The organism is Streptomyces sp. H39-C1 (assembly GCF_027158125.1).
In the GTDB taxonomy this organism is placed as follows: domain Bacteria; phylum Actinomycetota; class Actinomycetes; order Streptomycetales; family Streptomycetaceae; genus Actinacidiphila; species Actinacidiphila fildesensis.
The window spans coordinates 145,105-162,582 of the sequence record NZ_JAPVLS010000002.1; the positions used below are offsets into that span (position 1 = coordinate 145,105).

Genomic DNA, 17,478 nt, shown 5'->3' on the forward strand with positions numbered 1-17,478 from the left:
GCCCGGCGGATGGCGACACGCGCCGGCCCCCACCGCGTGGGAGTGGGTGGCTCAGGGTCGGGTCAGCAGGCGCCGAGGTCCTGCCAGACGCCCCACTCACCGGTGGTGCCGGGCTCCTCGCCCGTGGTCCACCACTTGGCCTTCCAGGTGTGGCCCTTGTGGGAGACCTGCATGCCGTTGGTGTACACGGCGCCGCTCGCCCAGGCGGCGGCGGTGCACTGGTGGCCCGTCCCGCCGGTGACGGTCAGGGTGTAGGTCGCCGTGTGGCTGCCGGAGGTACCCGAGCCGGTGACGCTGATGGTGTAGGAACCCGATACGGTCGCCGCGGTCGTGGCGAGGGTGAGCGTCGAGGAGCCGCCCGCCGTCACCGAGGTGGGACTCAGCGAGGCGGTGACGCCTGCGGGGGCTCCGCTGACGGTGAGGCCGACCGTCTGCGCCTGGCCCGCCGTCACCGCGGTCTTCACGCTGCTGGTGGCCGAGCTGCCCGCGACCACGGACCCGGAGGCGGGGGTGGCCGTCACCGAGAAGTCGTTGGTCGGGGTCGTGGTTCCGCTGGTGAAGGGCGCGAAGATGTGGGTGAAGTCCCAGGTGTTCTGCTGGATACCGGAGCAGTTGTCGGCGGCCGCGCCGCCCGGGCAGCCGCCGTTGTCACGCTGCAGTGCCCAGAACGAGAGGGTGTTGACGCCCTTGGAGACCGCCCAATTGTAGACCTGGGTGGCGTTGGCCACCGTGAAGGTCTCGGCCGGCCCGAAGTCGTCGACGCCCGGCATCTCGGTGATGCCGACCATGGCCCAGCGCTGGGCGGAGGTCTTACCGGGATAGAGCTGCCCGAGCTGGTTGTACAGGCCCGTTGCGGCGGTCTGGGTGTCGTTCGCCATGTTGTGGGTGGCGTTGTCGTAGTAGTCGAACGTCATGAGGTTCGCGACGTCGACCCGCGCGCCGTTGGCGACGGCGTTCTGCAGCACCGCGAGCCCGGTCGCGCCGAGGCCGCTGGTGGTCGTCGGGAGCGTGTAGGAGACCTCGACCTTGCGGCCGTTGGCCGCCGCCCAGTCCTGGACGAGCTTGATGGCCTTGTTCCGCCGGTCGATGCCCGCGGTGTTGTCCAGCGAGTCGACCTCGACGTCCATGTCGAGCCGCGAGATGTCGTAGGTCGTGATGACCTTCTCGTACGCGGCGGCGATCTGGTTGACGTCGGTACAGCTGTCGGCGATCTCGGTGCCGGTGCTGTCCGCGGTGTAGCCGCCGAACGAGGGGATGACGTCCCCGCCCCTGCCCTGAATGGTCTTGATGTCGGCGCCGAAGTTGGCGGCGGCGATCGGCATCCCGCTGTCGCCGTTCCAGTACACCGTGCAGGAGCCCTTGGTCGCCGCCTGGATGAACGCCATCGTCAGGTGCTTCGCACCGGACTGGGCGGCCAGGGCGGCGGGGCTCTCGCCGGTCCATGCCTCGAAGTAGGGGGCGAAGACGTGGGCCGGCAGGGGGGTGGCCGCCTGAGCCGTGCCGCCGCTGAGCGCGGCCAGGCCAACGGCGGCCACAGCGGTGACGGTCGCGGTGAGGACCGCGCGGAGGGAGCGCATGCTTCTCATGCTTGTCCAAGCTGTGAGGGGGGTGGCCGCCAATTCCCTTGGTGCGGGGCGGCTTTGAGTATGGGATCCCTTGAGCAGGTAGCATGTCAATGGTCTGGACCAAGATAGGACTAGACCAATATCCGGATGGGCTCGCCTCCCGCCAGTCCAGCGGGCGCTCAGCGCAGTGGACCACGCCCGGACGCCGCCGCACGTTGGCCGGAACAGTACGTGCACGGGCCAGCCCCCGCGGTCGCGGAAGCCGGCCCGTACGGGGTGTGGATCAGGCTGCGCCCTCGGTGCTCCAGCCCGGGACCTGGAACCGGGCAGTGAGGTCCGTGCTGCGGACCTCCTCGCCGCAGTCGCGGCAGACGACGGCGGGATCGAGGTCGGCGCCGCAGGAGTGCTCGAAGACGGTCGGCGGCAGATCCGTCAGATGCTGGTCGCCCCAGTGCATCAGCATGAGGAGCACCGGGCGCAGGTCGCGGCCGGCCGCGGTCGCGACGTACTCGAACCGGGGCGGCCGCTCGTTGTAGAGGCTCTTCTCCAGGACTCCCACCTCCACCAGGCGGCGCAGCCGGGCGGCGAGGATGTCGCGCGGGGCTCCGGTGTTACGCGCGATGGCATCGAAGCGCCGGACGCCGAAGAAGACCTCGCGCAGCACCAGCAGGGAGTACTTCTCGCCGATCATGCCGAGCGCGTCGGCGATCGAGCAGGGGCGCGATGTGGTCATACCTCCACCGTAGACCAGGTGGGTTTGCATATCCAACCTACGGCGCTATGGTGAATCCAGTTTTCCAACTTACTGATCGCGTTCGAGAGCTGCGAGAGCTTTCGGGAGTTGAGGAGGCGACCGCCATGCGCGACGCCGTCATCGTCGAAGCCGTCCGTACCCCGATCGGAAAGGGCCGGCCGACGGGCACGCTCGCCGGCGTGCACCCGGTCGAGCTGCTCGCCCACACCCTGCGCACCCTCATCGACCGGGCCGGCATGGATCCGGCGCTCGTCGACGACGTGGTCGGCGGCTGTGTCGACCAGGTGGGTGAGCAGGCCATGAACACCACTCGTTACGCCTGGCTGTCGGCCGGGTTCCCGGACTCCGTGCCGGCGACCACGGTGGACCGTCAGTGCGGCTCCTCGCAGCAGGCCGTCCACTTCGCGGCCCAGGGAGTCATCGCCGGGGCCTACGACCTGGTCGTGGCGTGTGGCGTCGAGTCGATGAGCCGGGTGCCGATGTGGTCCAACGTCCCGGCGGGCGCCGACCCGTTCGGCCCGGGGATCGCGGCCCGCTACCCCGACGGGCTCGTCCCGCAGGGCATCAGCGCCGAGCTGATCGCCGCCAAGTGGTCCATCACCCGCGATCGGATGGACGACTTCGCCACCACGTCCCACCGCCGCGCGGCCGCCGCCCACGCGGACGGTCGCTTCGTCGCCGAAATCGCCCCCGTGACCACGGATGCCGGTGTGGTCGACACCGACGAATCCGTCCGTCCCGGCACCACGCCGGAGGTGCTCGCCGGCCTCCGCCCGTCGTTCGCCGACCCCGCCTTCGCCGAGCGGTACCCGCAGATCAACTGGTCGGTGACGGCCGGAAACAGCAGCCCGGTCAACGACGGCGCCTCCGCCGTCCTGATCACGTCCAGCGAAACGGCCGCCAAGCTGGGGCTGCGGCCCAAGGCCCGGCTGCACAGTTTCGCCGTCACGGGCTCGGACCCGCTCATGATGCTGACCGGAGTCGTCCCCGCCACAGAGGAAGTGCTGCGCCGGGCCGGACTCGGACTGGACGACATCGATCTGTTCGAGGTCAACGAGGCCTTCGCGAGTGTGGTCCTGGCCTGGCTCCAGGAGACCGGAGCCGACCCCGCCAAGGTGAACGTCAACGGTGGCGCCATCGCACTCGGCCACCCGCTCGGCGCCAGCGGCACCCGACTCATGACCACGCTCGTCAACGCCATGGGACAGCGCGGCGCGCGGTACGCCCTGCAGACGATGTGCGAGGCCGGCGGACTCGCCAACGCCACCATCCTGGAGTCGCTCCAGTAGTCAGTGGTCCGTGATGGGAGCGGCTCAGGCCACCGCGTGTTCCCGTTTCTGCGGGCCGACCAGCCGCGCCACCCCGGCCAGGACCGCCCGCGCCTCGCCCGTGAGGCCGGGAGCGGCCCGGAAGTGGCCCGCTTCGTCGAGGTGGTCCTCGATGGCCGGGATCGAGAGCGTGTGCGCGGCGGGGCGGAGGCCCACACGTGAGAGGACCGGCCGGATCATCTCGACGGCCGGGGCGCCGCCCGACGCTCCAGTGCTGTAGCTGATGAGTCCCACCGGTTTGCCCTGCCACTCCTGGTAGAGGGAGTCGATGGCGTTCTTGAGGGGGGCGGTGAAGCCGCCGTTGTACATCGGCAAGACGAAGACGAAGCACTCGGCGGCGCCGATCACCGCGCTCCAGTCCTTGGTGTGCTGGTGCACGTAGTGACCGTCGGACGGCAGGCCGGGTTCGTCCAGGAACGGCAGGGCGACCTCGCCCAGGTCGATCAGGGTGGAGTCGAACGGGCCCTGGGCGGTGGCGAGTTCGGTGACCCAGCGGGCGAGGGCGCGGCCCGAGGAGGTGGGTCGGGTACTGGCGGAGATGATGTGCAGCCGGGTCACGGTGCCTCCCAAGTAGTTGACGTGTCACGCATAACGCTAGAGGCAAGTAGATGACACGTCAACCATGGCCCGGTAGGCTGGGGCGATGACCGAGGAACCCCGCTGGCTGACCGACCGTGAACAACGGGCATGGCAGGCGTACCGAAGGATGTTCCTGCTGCTCAACGCCCAGCTCGCTCGTGATCTCGGGCAGGACAGCGGCCTCTCGGAGCCCGACTACGACGTGCTGTCCTCCCTCGGCGCCGGCCCCCGCCACCGGCGGCGGATCAGCGACCTCGCCGACCACATGCTCTGGTCGCGCAGCCGTCTCTCGCACCATCTGGCGCGGATGGAGAAGCGGGGTCTGGTGGTGCGCGAGGAATGCGACACCGACGGCCGCGGCGCGATCGTCGCGCTGACCGAGGACGGCTTGCTGACGCTCGACCAGGCCGCGCCGTTGCATGTGGAGTCCGTGCGCAGACACTTCATCGATCTGCTGGACCCCGAGCAGATCGACGCGTTCGCCGGTATCGGAGAACGCGTCGTGAACCGGCTCGCCCCCACCGGGGACGACGGCTGACGGCCCATGCCTGTCCGACCCCCGGGCACGTCGCCGTGATCACGCACCCCGTTCATCTGGGAAACTTCGGACATGAAGCCAACCGATGCCACCACCGGTGCCACGATCACGGCCCCGCGCTCCGGGGAAGAGATCCGCGCGTACCTGGTCGGACGGCTGAACGCCGCCCTGCCCCGGCCGGAGATGTTCGGCGGGGAGATCGCCCTGCGGACCCTCATCGATCACCTGGCCTTCGTGGACAACCGCGAACAGGCCTGGGGGGATGAGAACGAGGCGCTGCGGGCGAGTGGGGCGTTCCAGGCAACCGGTGTCATCGGCGGATTCGCCCTTATGCTGCCGGACCACCGCGACCAGAAGGCCGCGGCCTCCGTCTACGCCGAGTTCGCCCATCGCAACGGCTGGCTGGAGCTGGACCGGGCGCTCACGCCCGAGGAGTACCAGGCGCTGCTCGGCGAGGTGCCCGGCTGGTGCTCGGAGAACAAGTGGTTCACCGATGTGGTCGAGTCGTTCGGGCCGCCCTCGCTGCTCATCGGCGGTACGAATCCGCAGTTCCCGAAGACGCTGGGCTACGCCACCGAGCGCCCCGGGGATCCGATGGTCTTCTTCCACCTCTGGAACGGGACCCGGCCGGGAAACCCGCCGGGGGGTGCGCCGATGTACGGCCAGCCCGTCGTGATGGCGGTGCGCCGCGCCGACGGTGGCGACGGCCCGTTTTCCGACACGTTCACCTTCACCCCGGAGGGCGCGCACCGCAGGCCGCCGCCGCAGGAGTACTGATCACGGCCGGGATCGCGTGACCCTATGAACTGTTGATGGCCCTTGCTACCCTCCGCCGCATGATTTCCACGGTTGTCTGGGGCACCGGAAATGTCGGGCGCGCTGCCGTCCGTGCCGTCGAGGCTCACCCGGCGCTGAAACTCGTGAACGTGCTTGTCCACAACCCCGAGAAGGTCGGCCGTGACGCGGGCGATCTCAGCGGGCTCGACTACCCGTTGGGTGTCGCGGCGACCGATGACATCGACGCGGTGCTGGCCGCCGGTCCCCGAGCAGTGGTGTACGCGGCATCCGGTGACATCCGTCCCGACGAGGCACTCGCCGACATCGTCAGGGCGCTCCGGGCCGGGGCCGTGGTCGTCAGCCCAGCGCTGTACCCGCTCTACGACCACCGCAACGCCCCGGCGGAGTTCCGCGAACCGGTGCTGGCCGCCATCGCGGAGGGCGGCGGCTCGCTGTTCGCCTCCGGGGTCGACCCGGGCTGGGGCAACGACGTACTGCCCCTGTTGATCAGTGGACTCGGCACCACCGTCGATGTGATCCGCTGTCAGGAGATCTTCGACTACTCCACCTACGAGCAGCCGGAATCCGTCCGGTACCTCGTCGGCATGGGCCAGCCGATGGACTACGAGCCGCTGATGCTGATGGAGACGATCCCCACCATGGTGTGGGGCGGTCAGATACGGATGATGGCCCGGGCGCTCGGCGTCGAACTCGACGAGATCCGCGAGACGATGGCCCGGCGGCCGCTCGAGACCACCGTGACCACCAGGACGATGGGCGAGTTCGAAGCCGGCACCCAGGGCGCGGTGCGGTTCGAGGTACAGGGCATCGTCGAGGGCGAGGCCCGCATCGTCATCGAGCACGTCACCCGTATCCACCCGTCCTGCGCACCGGACTGGCCGACGCCGCCCGACGGCACCGGCGCACACCGGGTGATCATCGAGGGCCGGCCGCGTATCGAGGTCACCATCGAGGCAAGTGACGAGGGCGAGAACCGGTCCGCGGGCGGGAACGCCACCGCGGTCGGCCGGCTGGTGGGCGCCATCGACTGGCTCGTGGACGCGGAGCCCGGACTCTACGACGCACTCGACGTCCCGCTGCGTCCCGCAGTCGGCAAACTCGGAAGGAAGCAACGATGAACATCGACATCCCCGAGGGCCAGGAGCCGATCGGGTACGTGTGGGGCGACATGGTCCCCGGCATCGGGATGGCCGCCGCGAACTTCTCGCTGTCGGTGTACGCCCACACGACCCTGGGACTGCGCGAGTTCGAGGCCGCCAGGCTGCGGATCGCGCAGATCAACGGGTGCCTGTTCTGCCTCGACTGGCGCACCGACCGGGACGGCGAGAAGGTCGAGGAGGAGTTCCCCGACGCGGTCACCGAATGGCGCACCACCGACGCGTTCGACGACCGCACCCGCCTCGCCGCCGAGTACGCCGAGCGCTACGCCCTGGACCACCACGGCCTCGACGACGAGTTCTGGGACCGGATGACCGCGCACTACACCCAGGTCGAGATCGTGGAGCTGAGCATGAGCATCGGCTCCTGGCTGGCGTTCGGCCGGCTCAACCACGTACTGGGCCTCGACGCGGTGTGCGTGCTGCCCACGGGTTGAGGTGTTCCGGGGCCGCCCGGTACGACCGGCCGGGCCCCGGGTTCGGGCTCCCCCCGTAGGAGGCACCTTCCGTCGTCTCCTACGAGGTCGGCCGCCGCAGTTGGCCGTCGCGCCGGCCGGTCGCATCAGGCCGGCGCATCAGGCTGTCGCCACTGGACCTACAGGTCGGTGGCGATGATCTTCTCGATATTGCGTTCGGCGAGTGCCGTGATGGTGACGAACGGGTTGACGCTGGTGTTGCCGGGGATCAGCGCGCCGTCGATGACGTACAGGCCGGAGTAGCCGTACAGCCGGCCGTAGTTGTCGGTGGCCTTGTTCAGCACCGCGCCGCCGAGCGGGTGGTACGTGAGGGTGTCGTTCCAGATCTTGTAGACGCCGAACAGGTCGGTCCGGTAGATCGTCCCCTCTTTCGCGTTGATCTTGTCGAAGATCGTCTTGGCCATGTCGATGGACGGCTGCTTCCAGGCGGTCTGCCAGTCCAGGTCGACCCGGTTGGCGCCGGCGTTCCAGATGAACGTGCCGCGGTTCGGGTTCTTGGTGATCGACAGATAGAACGACGCGAACGTCTCGATCCCGGTGGGCAGCGGCGCGACCTCGGCGAACGCGCCGCCGGCGGCCCAGTTGTCGATGCCTCCGCAGGGGATGGTCGCCTGGAGCGAGCCGGTCGGGTCCCAGATGTGGTTGGCCCGGCCGCACATCACGTTGCCGTTGTCGCCCCAGCCCTTGCCGATCTCGCTGTTGAGGTTGGGCAGTGCGCCGGTGGCCTTCAGCTTGGTCAGCAGCTTGCTGGTGCCGACGCTGCCCGCCGCGAAGAACACCTTGTCCGCTGTCACGGTCTTGGTGACGGTGGTGTCGCCGTTGGTGTTGATCTGGTCGATGAGGACCGTGTAGCCGCCGCCGGAGGCCGGGGAGACCGAGGTGACCTTGTGCAGTGGCGAGATGGTGACCTTGCCGGTCGCCTTGATCTGTGCGATGTACGTCTTCTGGAGCGACTTCTTGCCGTAGTTGTTGCCGTACAGGATCTCGCCCACCAGCGCCGACTTGGTCACGGTGCCCGCCGCCTCCTGCTTCATGTAGTCCCAGTCGTATACGTCCGGCACGAAGACGAACGGGAAGCCGGAGCGCTGGGCCTGCTTGCGGCCGACCCGGGCGTACTGGTAGCAGTCGGTCGTGTCGAACCAGGCCGGGTCGATGGTGCCGACGCCGAGCCCGGCGTTGGCGCGCGGGTAGTAGGTGTTGTACATCTCGTCGGCGTTCACGGACGGGAGGATGGCGCCGAAGTTCTCGCGCTTCGGGGTGACGGCCATACCGCCGTTGACCAGCGAACCGCCGCCGACGCCGCGGCCCTGGTAGACGGTGATGCCGCTGAAGTCCTCGGCGTCCAGGATCCCGGTGTAGCGGGGGATGCTCTTGTCGATCGGAATGCCGAAGAAGTTGCTGAGGGGCTGTTTGGTCTTGGTGCGCAGCCAGTAGGAGCGGTTGTCCGGCGAGGTCGTGTTGCAGAAGATCTTGCCGTCCGAGCCTGGCGTGTCCCAGGCCATGCCCATCTCGACCATCTGTACGTTGACGCCCGCCTGCGCGAGACGTAGGGCGGCTACGGAGCCGCCGTAGCCGGTCCCGATCACCAGAACCGGAACGTGGGCGCCGTTGTCGATCACGGCAGCCGCGGGGGCGGCAGCTGCCTGGGCTGCGGTGACGCGCGCGGAGAGCGTCACGGCTCCCAGAATAGAACCTGTTCCTGCGATGAACCGACGGCGTGAAACGCCCCCAGAACCGTTACCGCGCATGGTAGAGTCGCTCATGTGACGTTCCTCACTCTCGGTCGAATGGGAACAAGTTCTACTGTTACCAGCTTGTGAAGTCACGCCATACTTATTGGTAACTTCTCGCCGATCACCCAGCTGTGACTTGGGGTCGGCGGCGCGCGTCCACTGCGTAATCGGAAGCTGCCGCCGTGCCCGGCGGCCGGTGCCGCGGACCGCTGCGGCCGCCGGAGATCGTGGAAACTGTCGCTGTGAACGCCACTGCTGACGACGGCTCACCGGAACGAACGGGCTACCGGCGATCGGCGGGCTCGCCGCGCGGCGAGGCCAGACGCCAGGAACTGCTCGACAGCGTCACCGAGGACCTCGCGGTCAACGGACTCGTGGACTTCTCGCTGCGCCGTGCCGCGCGAGCGGCCGGGGCCACCCACAAGGTGCTGCTCCACCACTTCGACGGAGCCGACGACCTGCTCGTCCAGGCGATCGTCCAACTGTGGGAACAGCGGATCGCGAAGGCGTTCGCCGATGGAGATGTCCGCGGAGTGGGAGAAGGTCCGCTTCGTCAGCGGCGGTACGGAGTGTGCCGCCTGGCACTGTCCGGGGAGCAACGGCGGCCGCGTGATCATGGAACCCGGCGCGGTCGCTACGTCGCACCGGCCGGCGTGAAGACGATCGAACGGTCCGCCGGGACCGTCGCATACACGGTCACCGGCGCCGACGGCCCCCCGATCGTGTTCAGCGGGTCGGCGCGACACACCCCTGGGCCAGGAACGTTTCGACGGTCGAAGTGAAGCGCTGCGGGTCGTCCAGCCAGGGGAAGTGGCCGGCGGCCGGTTGGACGGCCACTTCGGCCCGGGGGAACAACTCCGCGATGTCCGCGGCGACACGGGGGAGCGGACCGCTGTCCCGTTCGCCTGCGAGGAGAAGGACCCTCGCGTCCGACGCGGCGATGGCGGCGCGGGTCGCGGCAGGGTCGAAGGCGCCGGCGGAGGCGTAACGGTCCGCGGCGTCGTCATTGCTCTGCTCCACCTCGGCTGCGGCGTGCACCTGAGCGGCGGTGTCCCAACGGCCGTAGAAGAACGGGCTGACGGCGTCCCAGTCGGCGTCGGTCGCGGACCCGGCCCAGACCCGTTCGTAGGCCTCGTGCGCGGCCGGGAACCACGGCTCGGCGCTGCGCAGGGCGGCGGCTTCCCGGCGGTGCTCTTCCGTGAAGTCGACGCCGAGGGCGCGAGCACGGGCGGTGATCAGAGTGAGGCTACGGACGCGCCGCGGGTGCCGGGCGGCATAGAGGATGGCCAGGTCGCCGGCTGCCGAGTGCGCGAGAAGGTCGACGCGTTCCAGGCCGAGATGGTCGCGGAAGGCCTCGACATCGACGACCTGCCGGTCGCAGCGGTAGGTGGCCGGATCGGCAGGGACAGCGGAGTCGCCGGTGCCGCGCGCGTCGAGCATGATCAGCCGGCGCAGCTTCGACAGTCCGCCGAGATCACCGAGGTACGCGGACGCACGCATCGGTCCACCCGGCAGACAGAGCAGCGGTTCGCCCTCCCCCACGACGTGATAGGCGAGCTCTGTCCCGTCGGGGGCGGTGAAAGTGGGCATGGCCCCATCCTCATCGCCCCGTGACGCCCGCGGCAAGTGGTTGCCGGGGTCTACAGAGCGTCGGGATCGCAGTTGCTCCGGCGGACGCCGATCGCCCGCAGGGCGTTCACGACGTCGGACGGCTCGGAGCCGCGCAGCAGATGGACGGAACCCTTCGCGGCAAGGTGGTGGGCGGGTTCGGCGCCGGTGAGATGGGCGGCGACGATCACGACCGCCGGTGGCGGGCTCAGGGCGCGGAGCTCCTGGCACAGGGCGAGCGGGTCGATGCCGTCGAGCCGGGCGTCGATGATCACGACGTCGGTCAGCAGGGTCCGTGCCAGCGCCAGCACGGTGGCGTCGTCCGTCCCGTGCGCGATGACGCGGAAGTGCCGGTTGGCGTGGATCGCAGAGCGCATGTCGCTGGACGTGTCGCTGTCGTGCTCCATGAGCAGTACCGTCATCACGATCTCATCGTGCGCCACCCGGCGGCGAAGCGCGCGGAGTGGAGCCGCGCTACGCCGTTCGGCCGCAGCTGACCGGGTGTCGCGGAAGCCCGGCCCGCCCCGCCGGACCCTCCGCGACCGCCGCGATCAGAAGTTGATCATGTGCCCTGCCAGGCCGTGGATGGCCTCCTTGACCGCCTCGCCCAGCGTCGGGTGGGCGTGCACGTTGCGCGCCACCTCGTGGACCGTGAGATCCCACTGCTGCGCCAAGGTCAGCTCCGGCAGCAGCTCGGTGACTTCGGGACCGATCAGGTGCGCGCCGAGCAGCTCGCCGTGCGTCCGGTCGCTGATCACCTTCACGAAGCCGACCGGGTCGCCGAGACCGTGGGCCTTGCCGTTCGCGGTGAAGGGGAACTTCACCACGTTGACGTCGAAGCCCTTCTCCCGGGCCTGGGCCTCGGTCCAGCCGAAGCTGGCGATCTGCGGCTGGCAGTAGGTGGCCCGCGGAATCATGGTGAAGTCGAGTTCCATGGTCTCGGCGCCGGCGATGGTCTCGACCGCGATCACCGCCATCGACTCCGCCGCGTGCGCCAGCATCAGCTTCGCGGTGACGTCGCCGATCGCGAAGATGTGCGGCACGTTCGTGCGGCCGCGGGCGTCCACGTCGATCGCGCCGCGCTCGGTCAGCCGTACACCGGTGGCCTCCAGGCCGTAGCCGGTGACGCGCGGCGCGAAGCCGATCGCCTGCAGGACCTTGTCGGCCTCCAGGATCTGCTGCTGCCCGTCGCGGGTGACGGTGACCCGCACCTTGGCCGCCGGGTCGCTGTCGTCGATGGACTCGACACGGGTGGACGTCAGGATCTCGATGCCCAGCCGCCGGTAGCGCTTGGCGAGCTCGGCGGAGATCTCGGCGTCCTCCAGCGGCACGACCCGGTCGAGGAACTCGACGATCGTGACCTTCACCCCGTAGTTGTGCAGCACATACGCGAACTCGACGCCGATCGCGCCGGCCCCGGCGATGACGATGCTCTCCGGCAGCGTGTCGGTGAGGATCTGCTCCTCGTAGGTCACGACCCGGTCGCTCAGCGAGGTGCCCGGCAGCAGTCGCGTCGTGGCCCCGGCCGCGACGACGCAGTGATCGAACGTCACCGTCTCGGTCCCACCCGCCCGCAGCGCCACCTGCAGCGTGTGGTCGTCGACGAAGGTGCCCCGCCCGTCGTACTCGGTGATGCCGTTCTTCTTCATCAGATAGTGCACGCCCGCGACGCGGCCGTCGGCGACCTTCCGGCTGCGCAGGTACGCCTCCCGGTAGTCGAAGCTGACCTTGCCCTCGACCTTGATGCCGAAGGTCTTCGCCTCATGGGTGAAGATGTGCGCCAGTTCGGCGTTGCGCAGCAGCGCCTTCGACGGGATACAACCGACGTTCAGGCACACCCCGCCCCAGTACTTCTCCTCGATGACCGCCGCGCGCAGTCCGAGCTGGGTCGCGCGGACGGCGGCGGTGTATCCGCCCGGGCCGGCGCCGAGGACCACGACGTCAAAGTGTGTACTCATGATCCACACCCTAGACATCCGGGACCCGGTCCGAGCGGGCATCCGGGCAAGCGTGCCGTCTCTCACACGGGTCCACCCGGACCCCCGTGCGCCCGCCGTTCGATGCCGGGGCAGGGACGCGATGTCCCGCTGACGGGCGCTAACTCCGTATTGGCCATGGTTTTACCGATTGGTGGTACATCATTCGGCGCTGAACCCTACGCTGGCCCCAAGCCCTCCAGCCGGCCTCGCTGACAGCGGTTCGCGCCAGGGGGGCTCGGGAGGGGGCGTGTCATGCAGTGGGGGGCCTACGAGGTTTTCTCGGTTCTCTCGGGGGTCCTACTGATCCTCAGCGCGTTGTTCATACCGGGCTCATCGATGACGGACCGGTTCTGGTCCTTTGCCGGAGGGGCGTTCTTCCTCGGCTACGGCATCTACGTCGCGCAGCAGACGTCCGGGACCTTTACGTTCCCGGTCGCGGTCTTCGTGGTTCCCGTCGCCGCACTGCTCTATCTGATGGGCAGCGCGCTGGGCCGTTCGGTGCAGACGGAGGGCGGGGGCCGCCCCGCAGGACAGGCGCCCGTGGCCCCACGTCCCACGGATCCGCCCTCGGACGACCGGCCGTCGCCGTCACAGGACTGGTAGGCGAGGACATGGGGATCTTCGCCGCGCGGGCCACCAAGCGACTCATCGAAGCCGACCTCGCACCAACGGGCAACTGGCTGAAGCTGCCGTCCGACTGGCCCGCTGTCGACCGGGCCGATCTGCTCACCCTGGCGGCGCTCCACACGCTGACCCAGATCGACGTCGAGGACGCCACCTCCACCTGGGCCGCGGCGGGCGGCAAGGTCAACACGGGCGAGGTGGCGGGCAAGAGCCTGCGGTCCCTGCTCCGTGTCGAGGGCGGGGTCGAGGGCGGCTGCAGGTTCGTGCTGGGCGCGGTCGACCCGGTCGGCGGGTTCACCGGCGACTGGTCGCTCCAGGCCACTCCGGAGGCGGCCGGCGTGCGGCTCGCCGTGCCGTCCTGCCGGACCAGGGAGGATGCCCTGGTCAACGCAGACCTGTTCGCCTGGGTCCGCTCCGCGCACGCGCAGACCCTTTCCGACGGCCCGCCGCTGCGCCTCACCGACGGGCCGCCCCGGCTCGACGGCCTGGTCGAGTCGCAGGCGCTGCGGGCGCCGACGCTCTTCCACGACGCCTCACCGTTCGCCGACGACTACGTGATGCCGCTGCCGAGCGCGTTCCGGGACGGAGTCCGCATCCCCGTCCCGGCGACGGAGCGGGAACCGCTCGTGACGCTGCTGCACGCGTGCGGGCTGCCGGTCGAATCCGGGCCGGGCACGGACCAGGGCCTCTGCGCGGTGGACCTGGACGGCGGCCGTCCGGGACCGGCCGCGCGGCTGCGCCTGGTCGGCGGCCTGCCCGGCATGGACAGCGACGAACTCGTCATCGAACTCCCGCAGGAGTCGGAGCTGGGCCGCCGGCGCACCTTCCGCGCCACGGTCTGTCTGTTGTGGCGCATCGCGGACCGCGGCCGCGTCGTGTGCCCGCGGACGGTGCAGACCCTCGTCGGGTATCTGGAGGACTGCGGCGTCGACCGCTCCGATCCCGATCGCCAGGCCGTGTTCCGGCCCACCTGGAATCCGGACCTGCCCCTCGGCGTGGTCCCACTGCGACCAGGAACCTCGCTTCCGGTCGCGCTCTGCGTCCGCGGTCACGGGGATTCGCTGATGGACTGCCTGGCAGCGGCCCAGACCTGGCTGGTGGTCAGAGAACGCACCTGGACCCACGGGATGCGGGCGGCCTCCCGCCGGAACAACAGGGTCTACTCGATGCGCCGGCCGGCGTTCCTCACCCGGGACGGGAACCGGCTGCCGTATCTGCGGTACGCCCACACGGGTGTCGCGGATGTGGAAACAGTGGTGCTGACCAGCGCGGACAAGATGTGGTTCTGGGAGTGCGTCCTCAGGTCCTCCGTGGGTGCGGACGGCGTGCGCGAGAGCGTCCTGCTGGTCGACGGGTTGAGCCAGACCGACGGCCTCCTGGGCTACGGCGCGGAACTGCTGCGGCTGCTCGGCGCGTTCGCCCGGCTGGTGCAGTCCGCGGAACCCGCGGCCGGGATCCGGACGATCACTCTGGAGCTGTGAGCCAGGGGCGTTCGGACGGGACTTCGACGAAGCGACCTACCGCAGCACGTGCACCGCGGCGGAGAAGACGGCGGGCAGGCGGGAGGCGGCCGGGACGACGAGGCGCGCGGTGCGCGGGTGGCGGCCGGCCGTCAGCAGCGCACCGGTCAGGAGGCGGTGGCGCCGTGTCAGCCGCGTCCATGCCGCCTCGTACGCTTCCGGCCGTCCGCCGAGCAGACTCCGCACCGCGGCCTCGGCGCTCTGCAGACCCAGTGCGATGCCCTCGCCGGTGAGCGCATCGGTGTATCCCGCGGCATCGCCGACGAGCAGAACCCGGCCGGCGACCCGGCGGCGTACCCGCTGGCGCAGCGGCCCGGCGCCGCGCACCGCGGTCGCGGCGGCGTCCCGAAGCCGCGCGGACAGCGCGGGAAAGGCGGCGAGCTGGTCGTCGTAACCGCGCCGGCTCCGGCTCAGTACGGCCACGCCCACCAGGTCGTCGGCGACCGGCGTCACGTAGGCCTCGCCGTGCGAGGACCAGTGCACCTCGACGAAGTCCGTCCACGGTTCCACCCGGTAGTGCCGGCGCAGCCCGTACCGTCCCTCCGCGCGATCCGGAAGGGCCAACCCCAGGCCGCGGCGCACGGGGGAGTGCAGTCCATCGGCGGCGATCAGCCACCGTGCTGTCATCCCCGCGGCGACCACCTGGTCCGCCGACTGGCGCACCTCGGACACCTTGCCGGTCACCATCTCCACCCCGAGATCCCGGGCGCGTTGGTGCAGTGCCGCGTGGAGGGTGGTGCGGCGGATCCCGAGCCCGGTGCCGTCACGGAAACCGGCCTCGGCCCGGCGGGTGGCGTCGAGGTAGCGGATACCGCGCAGTTCGCGGCCGGCGACGTCGATGCCCAGCGCCCGCAAGGCGGCGACACCGCCCGGCATGACGCCTTCCCCGCAGGCCTTGTCCACGGGAGCGGTCCTGGGCTCCACGACGACGGCGCGCATCCCGGCGAGAGCGGCGTGCATGGCGGCGGCCAGCCCCGCGGGCCCTCCACCGGCCACCAGGAGGTCGATCACGCCGTCGCGTCCAGGCCGGCGGATCCCGGCACTCCGGCCGGTTCGGGCCGCGGTCCGGCGGCCCCGGCCAGGGCCTCGTTCTCGCAGCGGACCCGCACGGCGAGCAGCGCGGCGTTCAGGACGGTGAAGGCGACGGCGGTGACCCAGGCGGTGTGCGCCAGGGGAAGGGCCAGGCCTTCGGCGACGACGGCGACGTAGTTGGGGTGGCCGAGCCACCGGTAGGGCCCGCCGGTCACCAACGGCATCCCGGGAATGACGATCACGCGGGTGTTCCAGCGTGGCCCCAGGGTGCTGATGCACCACCACCGAAGGCCTTGTGCCGCCACCACCACGGCCAGCATCGGCCATCCCAGGGCGGGTACGAAGGGGCGGTCGGCGAGCCCCGCCTCGATCAGGCACCCCGCGAGGAGCGCGGTGTGCAGGGCGACCATGGCCGGGTAGTGACCCTGTCCTGCCACGACCGCGCCGCGGGACATGCTCCACCGCTCGTTGCGCCGGGCGACGACGAGTTCGGCGATCCGCTCGGCGGCGACCGCCGCCACCAACAGTGCGTACCAGATCATGCAGTCCTCCGACCTACCAGCGCAGCAGCACCAGTTCGCAGCAGAAACCGGGCCCCATCGCCAACAGCAGCCCCGGGGCGCCCGCCGCTGGGCGGCTCTCCGCCCAGGTATCGCGCAGTACGTGCAGGACCGACGACGAGGAGAGGTTCCCGACGGCGGCCAGGTGCCGCCACGTCACGTCCAGCGCCCCGTCCCGTAGTTCGAGGCTCTCCGAGACCGCCTCCAGAACCCTGGGCCCACCCGGGTGGCACACCCAGGTGGTCACGTCCTTCGGTTTCAGCCCGTGCTCGCTCAGGAATCCCGTGACGTCGTCCGCGAGGTGGCGGCGCACCACGTCGGGGACGGCGGGATCCAGCACGACCTTGAAACCGGAGTTGGTGATGCTCCAGCCCATGACCTGTTCGGTGTCGGGGTACAGCCGGCTGCGGGTCGCCACGATCGTCGGCCCCGACGGTACGGGCGCCCCGGCGGACGGCTCGGCGGCGCGCTCGGCGCCGCAGGCCACGACGGCGGCGGCGCCGTCGCCGAACAGGGCCGTCGCCACCAGGTTGGCCATGGAGTCGTCGTTGCGCTGGAAGGTGAGCGAGCAGAGCTCGACCGACAGCAGCACCGCCACGTGGTCCGGCCGCCCGAGCAGGTAGTCGTGCACCCGGGCCAGTCCGGCGGCTCCCCCGACACAGCCGAGGCCGAACAGCGGCATGCGCTTGACGTCCTCGCGCAGTCCGAGCCGTCCGACGAGCCGTGCGTCGATCGACGGGGTGGCGATCCCGGTGACCGAGGTGAACATCAGGAGATCGACGTCGGAGGGGACGAGCCCCGCCGTGCGCAGCGCCCCGCGGATCACCTGGGAGCCCAGCGTCGTGGCCCCGGCGATGAAGGCGTCGTTGGCGGCGCCGAAGCCGTCGAGTTCCGCGTACCGGTCGAGCGGCAGCGTCATATGGCGCGAACGGACCTGGGATCCCTGATGGAGCCGGTCCAGCACCCGGCGGTCGGAGTTCGCTGGCAGACAGGTGCGCGCCACTATGTCCGTGATCTCGGCCTGCTCGTGACGGTGGGGCGCCAGGGCGCCGTGAACGGCTGCGATACGGGTCATGGGACTCCCGACGTGGGGGCGGGGCCTGCTCGGGAACTTCGCCCGGGACAGGCATTCAACACCCGGTGATCGCCAGGACACGCTGCGACACGGCCGGAGGTGCCTAGGATCGCCCCATGGCCACCCCCGAGCAGCCGACCGCCGGTGCCCCC

At 70.2% G+C, this 17,478-nt stretch carries 18 protein-coding genes; 8 read left to right on the top strand and 10 right to left on the bottom strand.

Going from position 1 to position 17,478, the window contains the following annotated elements; translation table 11 throughout:
* Nucleotides 1-62 precede the first annotated feature (62 nt).
* The gene (locus O3W51_RS02095; protein WP_198357896.1) at nt 63-1,586 is read right to left on the bottom strand and encodes a chitinase; all 1,524 of its coding nucleotides are present in this window, start codon (nt 1,584-1,586) and stop codon (nt 63-65) included.
* Nucleotides 1,587-1,848: 262 nt separating this feature from the next.
* A complete protein-coding gene (locus O3W51_RS02100; protein WP_138351477.1) occupies nt 1,849-2,298 on the bottom strand; it encodes a winged helix-turn-helix transcriptional regulator in 450 nt (149 codons plus the stop codon).
* Between the two features lie 125 nt (nt 2,299-2,423).
* On the opposite strand from O3W51_RS02100, the gene O3W51_RS02105 reads away from it, so the two are divergent.
* Nucleotides 2,424-3,608 carry a thiolase family protein gene (locus O3W51_RS02105; protein WP_138351478.1) on the top strand — a complete coding sequence of 395 codons (1,185 nt, stop codon included), beginning with the start codon at nt 2,424-2,426 and terminating at the stop codon, nt 3,606-3,608.
* Nucleotides 3,609-3,632: 24 nt separating this feature from the next.
* Here O3W51_RS02105 and O3W51_RS02110 read toward each other — a convergent pair whose 3' ends face one another.
* Nucleotides 3,633-4,205, bottom strand: coding sequence for an NADPH-dependent FMN reductase (locus O3W51_RS02110; RefSeq protein WP_138351479.1), 573 nt, complete (start codon nt 4,203-4,205; stop codon nt 3,633-3,635).
* Nucleotides 4,206-4,290: 85 nt separating this feature from the next.
* Here O3W51_RS02110 and O3W51_RS02115 point away from each other — a divergent pair, with 85 nt between their 5' ends.
* The 4 genes from O3W51_RS02115 (at nt 4,291) to O3W51_RS02130 (ending at nt 7,156) form a co-directional block, all read left to right on the top strand.
* Entirely contained in the window at nt 4,291-4,764 is a 474-nt protein-coding gene (locus tag O3W51_RS02115; protein ID WP_138351480.1) for a MarR family winged helix-turn-helix transcriptional regulator, read from the top strand.
* A gap of 72 nt (nt 4,765-4,836) precedes the next feature.
* On the top strand, nt 4,837-5,541 hold the full coding sequence (locus tag O3W51_RS02120; RefSeq protein WP_138351481.1) for a hypothetical protein: 705 nt from the start codon (nt 4,837-4,839) through the stop codon (nt 5,539-5,541).
* 59 nt (nt 5,542-5,600) lie between these two features.
* The gene (locus tag O3W51_RS02125; protein ID WP_138351482.1) at nt 5,601-6,680 is read left to right on the top strand and encodes an NAD(P)H-dependent amine dehydrogenase family protein; all 1,080 of its coding nucleotides are present in this window, start codon (nt 5,601-5,603) and stop codon (nt 6,678-6,680) included.
* Nucleotides 6,677-7,156 (top strand): carboxymuconolactone decarboxylase family protein, encoded by a 480-nt coding sequence (locus tag O3W51_RS02130; protein WP_138351483.1) that lies wholly within the window; start codon nt 6,677-6,679, stop codon nt 7,154-7,156. Before O3W51_RS02125 ends, O3W51_RS02130 begins: the two co-directional genes overlap by 4 nt.
* Before the next feature lie 158 nt (nt 7,157-7,314).
* Here the strand turns inward: O3W51_RS02130 and O3W51_RS02135 are convergent, their stop codons facing one another.
* The gene (locus tag O3W51_RS02135) at nt 7,315-8,943 is read right to left on the bottom strand and encodes a GMC oxidoreductase (RefSeq protein WP_443048236.1); all 1,629 of its coding nucleotides are present in this window, start codon (nt 8,941-8,943) and stop codon (nt 7,315-7,317) included.
* 227 nt (nt 8,944-9,170) lie between these two features.
* Between O3W51_RS02135 and O3W51_RS02140 the strand changes: the two genes are divergently transcribed.
* Nucleotides 9,171-9,710, top strand: a complete 540-nt coding sequence (locus tag O3W51_RS02140; protein ID WP_269283278.1) for a hypothetical protein — start codon at nt 9,171-9,173, stop codon at nt 9,708-9,710.
* Here O3W51_RS02140 and O3W51_RS02145 read toward each other — a convergent pair.
* From O3W51_RS02145 to lpdA, 3 genes are all read right to left on the bottom strand, one after another.
* Nucleotides 9,655-10,518 carry an alpha/beta fold hydrolase gene (locus tag O3W51_RS02145; protein ID WP_138351485.1) on the bottom strand — a complete coding sequence of 288 codons (864 nt, stop codon included), beginning with the start codon at nt 10,516-10,518 and terminating at the stop codon, nt 9,655-9,657. The genes O3W51_RS02140 and O3W51_RS02145 overlap by 56 nt on opposite strands.
* Before the next feature lie 50 nt (nt 10,519-10,568).
* Entirely contained in the window at nt 10,569-10,958 is a 390-nt protein-coding gene (locus O3W51_RS02150; RefSeq protein ID WP_138351486.1) for a response regulator, read from the bottom strand.
* A gap of 129 nt (nt 10,959-11,087) precedes the next feature.
* The gene (lpdA, locus tag O3W51_RS02155) at nt 11,088-12,494 is read right to left on the bottom strand and encodes a dihydrolipoyl dehydrogenase (protein WP_138351487.1); all 1,407 of its coding nucleotides are present in this window, start codon (nt 12,492-12,494) and stop codon (nt 11,088-11,090) included.
* Between the two features lie 357 nt (nt 12,495-12,851).
* Between lpdA and O3W51_RS02160 the strand changes: the two genes are divergently transcribed.
* A complete protein-coding gene (locus O3W51_RS02160) occupies nt 12,852-13,118 on the top strand; it encodes a hypothetical protein (protein ID WP_187144724.1) in 267 nt (88 codons plus the stop codon).
* An 8-nt stretch (nt 13,119-13,126) separates the two neighbouring features.
* The gene (locus O3W51_RS02165) at nt 13,127-14,620 is read left to right on the top strand and encodes a hypothetical protein (RefSeq protein ID WP_138351488.1); all 1,494 of its coding nucleotides are present in this window, start codon (nt 13,127-13,129) and stop codon (nt 14,618-14,620) included.
* A gap of 36 nt (nt 14,621-14,656) precedes the next feature.
* Here the strand turns inward: O3W51_RS02165 and O3W51_RS02170 are convergent, their stop codons facing one another.
* Genes O3W51_RS02170 through O3W51_RS02180 form a run of 3 tightly spaced genes read right to left on the bottom strand, consistent with a single transcriptional unit; the run spans nt 14,657 to nt 17,326 of the window.
* On the bottom strand, nt 14,657-15,670 hold the full coding sequence (locus O3W51_RS02170) for an NAD(P)/FAD-dependent oxidoreductase (protein ID WP_138351489.1): 1,014 nt from the start codon (nt 15,668-15,670) through the stop codon (nt 14,657-14,659).
* Nucleotides 15,667-16,233: an isoprenylcysteine carboxyl methyltransferase family protein gene (locus O3W51_RS02175; protein WP_138351490.1), complete on the bottom strand. Its 567-nt coding sequence runs from the start codon at nt 16,231-16,233 to the stop codon at nt 15,667-15,669. The genes O3W51_RS02170 and O3W51_RS02175 overlap by 4 nt, the downstream gene beginning before the upstream one ends.
* Before the next feature lie 13 nt (nt 16,234-16,246).
* Nucleotides 16,247-17,326: a type III polyketide synthase gene (locus O3W51_RS02180; RefSeq protein WP_138351491.1), complete on the bottom strand. Its 1,080-nt coding sequence runs from the start codon at nt 17,324-17,326 to the stop codon at nt 16,247-16,249.
* Nucleotides 17,327-17,478 lie beyond the last annotated feature (152 nt).

Coding starts and splice junctions, on each gene's coding strand:
- O3W51_RS02105 (WP_138351478.1), top strand. CDS start 2,424: ATGCGCGACGCCGTCATCGTCGAAGCCGTCCGTACCCCGATCGGAAAG.
- O3W51_RS02180 (WP_138351491.1), bottom strand. CDS start 17,326: ATGACCCGTATCGCAGCCGTTCACGGCGCCCTGGCGCCCCACCGTCAC.
- O3W51_RS02150 (WP_138351486.1), bottom strand. CDS start 10,958: ATGACGGTACTGCTCATGGAGCACGACAGCGACACGTCCAGCGACATG.
- O3W51_RS02145 (WP_138351485.1), bottom strand. CDS start 10,518: ATGCCCACTTTCACCGCCCCCGACGGGACAGAGCTCGCCTATCACGTC.
- O3W51_RS02125 (WP_138351482.1), top strand. CDS start 5,601: ATGATTTCCACGGTTGTCTGGGGCACCGGAAATGTCGGGCGCGCTGCC.
- O3W51_RS02120 (WP_138351481.1), top strand. CDS start 4,837: ATGAAGCCAACCGATGCCACCACCGGTGCCACGATCACGGCCCCGCGC.
- lpdA (WP_138351487.1), bottom strand. CDS start 12,494: ATGAGTACACACTTTGACGTCGTGGTCCTCGGCGCCGGCCCGGGCGGA.
- O3W51_RS02100 (WP_138351477.1), bottom strand. CDS start 2,298: ATGACCACATCGCGCCCCTGCTCGATCGCCGACGCGCTCGGCATGATC.
- O3W51_RS02165 (WP_138351488.1), top strand. CDS start 13,127: ATGGGGATCTTCGCCGCGCGGGCCACCAAGCGACTCATCGAAGCCGAC.
- O3W51_RS02095 (WP_198357896.1), bottom strand. CDS start 1,586: ATGAGAAGCATGCGCTCCCTCCGCGCGGTCCTCACCGCGACCGTCACC.
- O3W51_RS02160 (WP_187144724.1), top strand. CDS start 12,852: ATGACGGACCGGTTCTGGTCCTTTGCCGGAGGGGCGTTCTTCCTCGGC.
- O3W51_RS02175 (WP_138351490.1), bottom strand. CDS start 16,233: ATGATCTGGTACGCACTGTTGGTGGCGGCGGTCGCCGCCGAGCGGATC.
- O3W51_RS02115 (WP_138351480.1), top strand. CDS start 4,291: ATGACCGAGGAACCCCGCTGGCTGACCGACCGTGAACAACGGGCATGG.
- O3W51_RS02130 (WP_138351483.1), top strand. CDS start 6,677: ATGAACATCGACATCCCCGAGGGCCAGGAGCCGATCGGGTACGTGTGG.
- O3W51_RS02135 (WP_443048236.1), bottom strand. CDS start 8,943: ATGCGCGGTAACGGTTCTGGGGGCGTTTCACGCCGTCGGTTCATCGCA.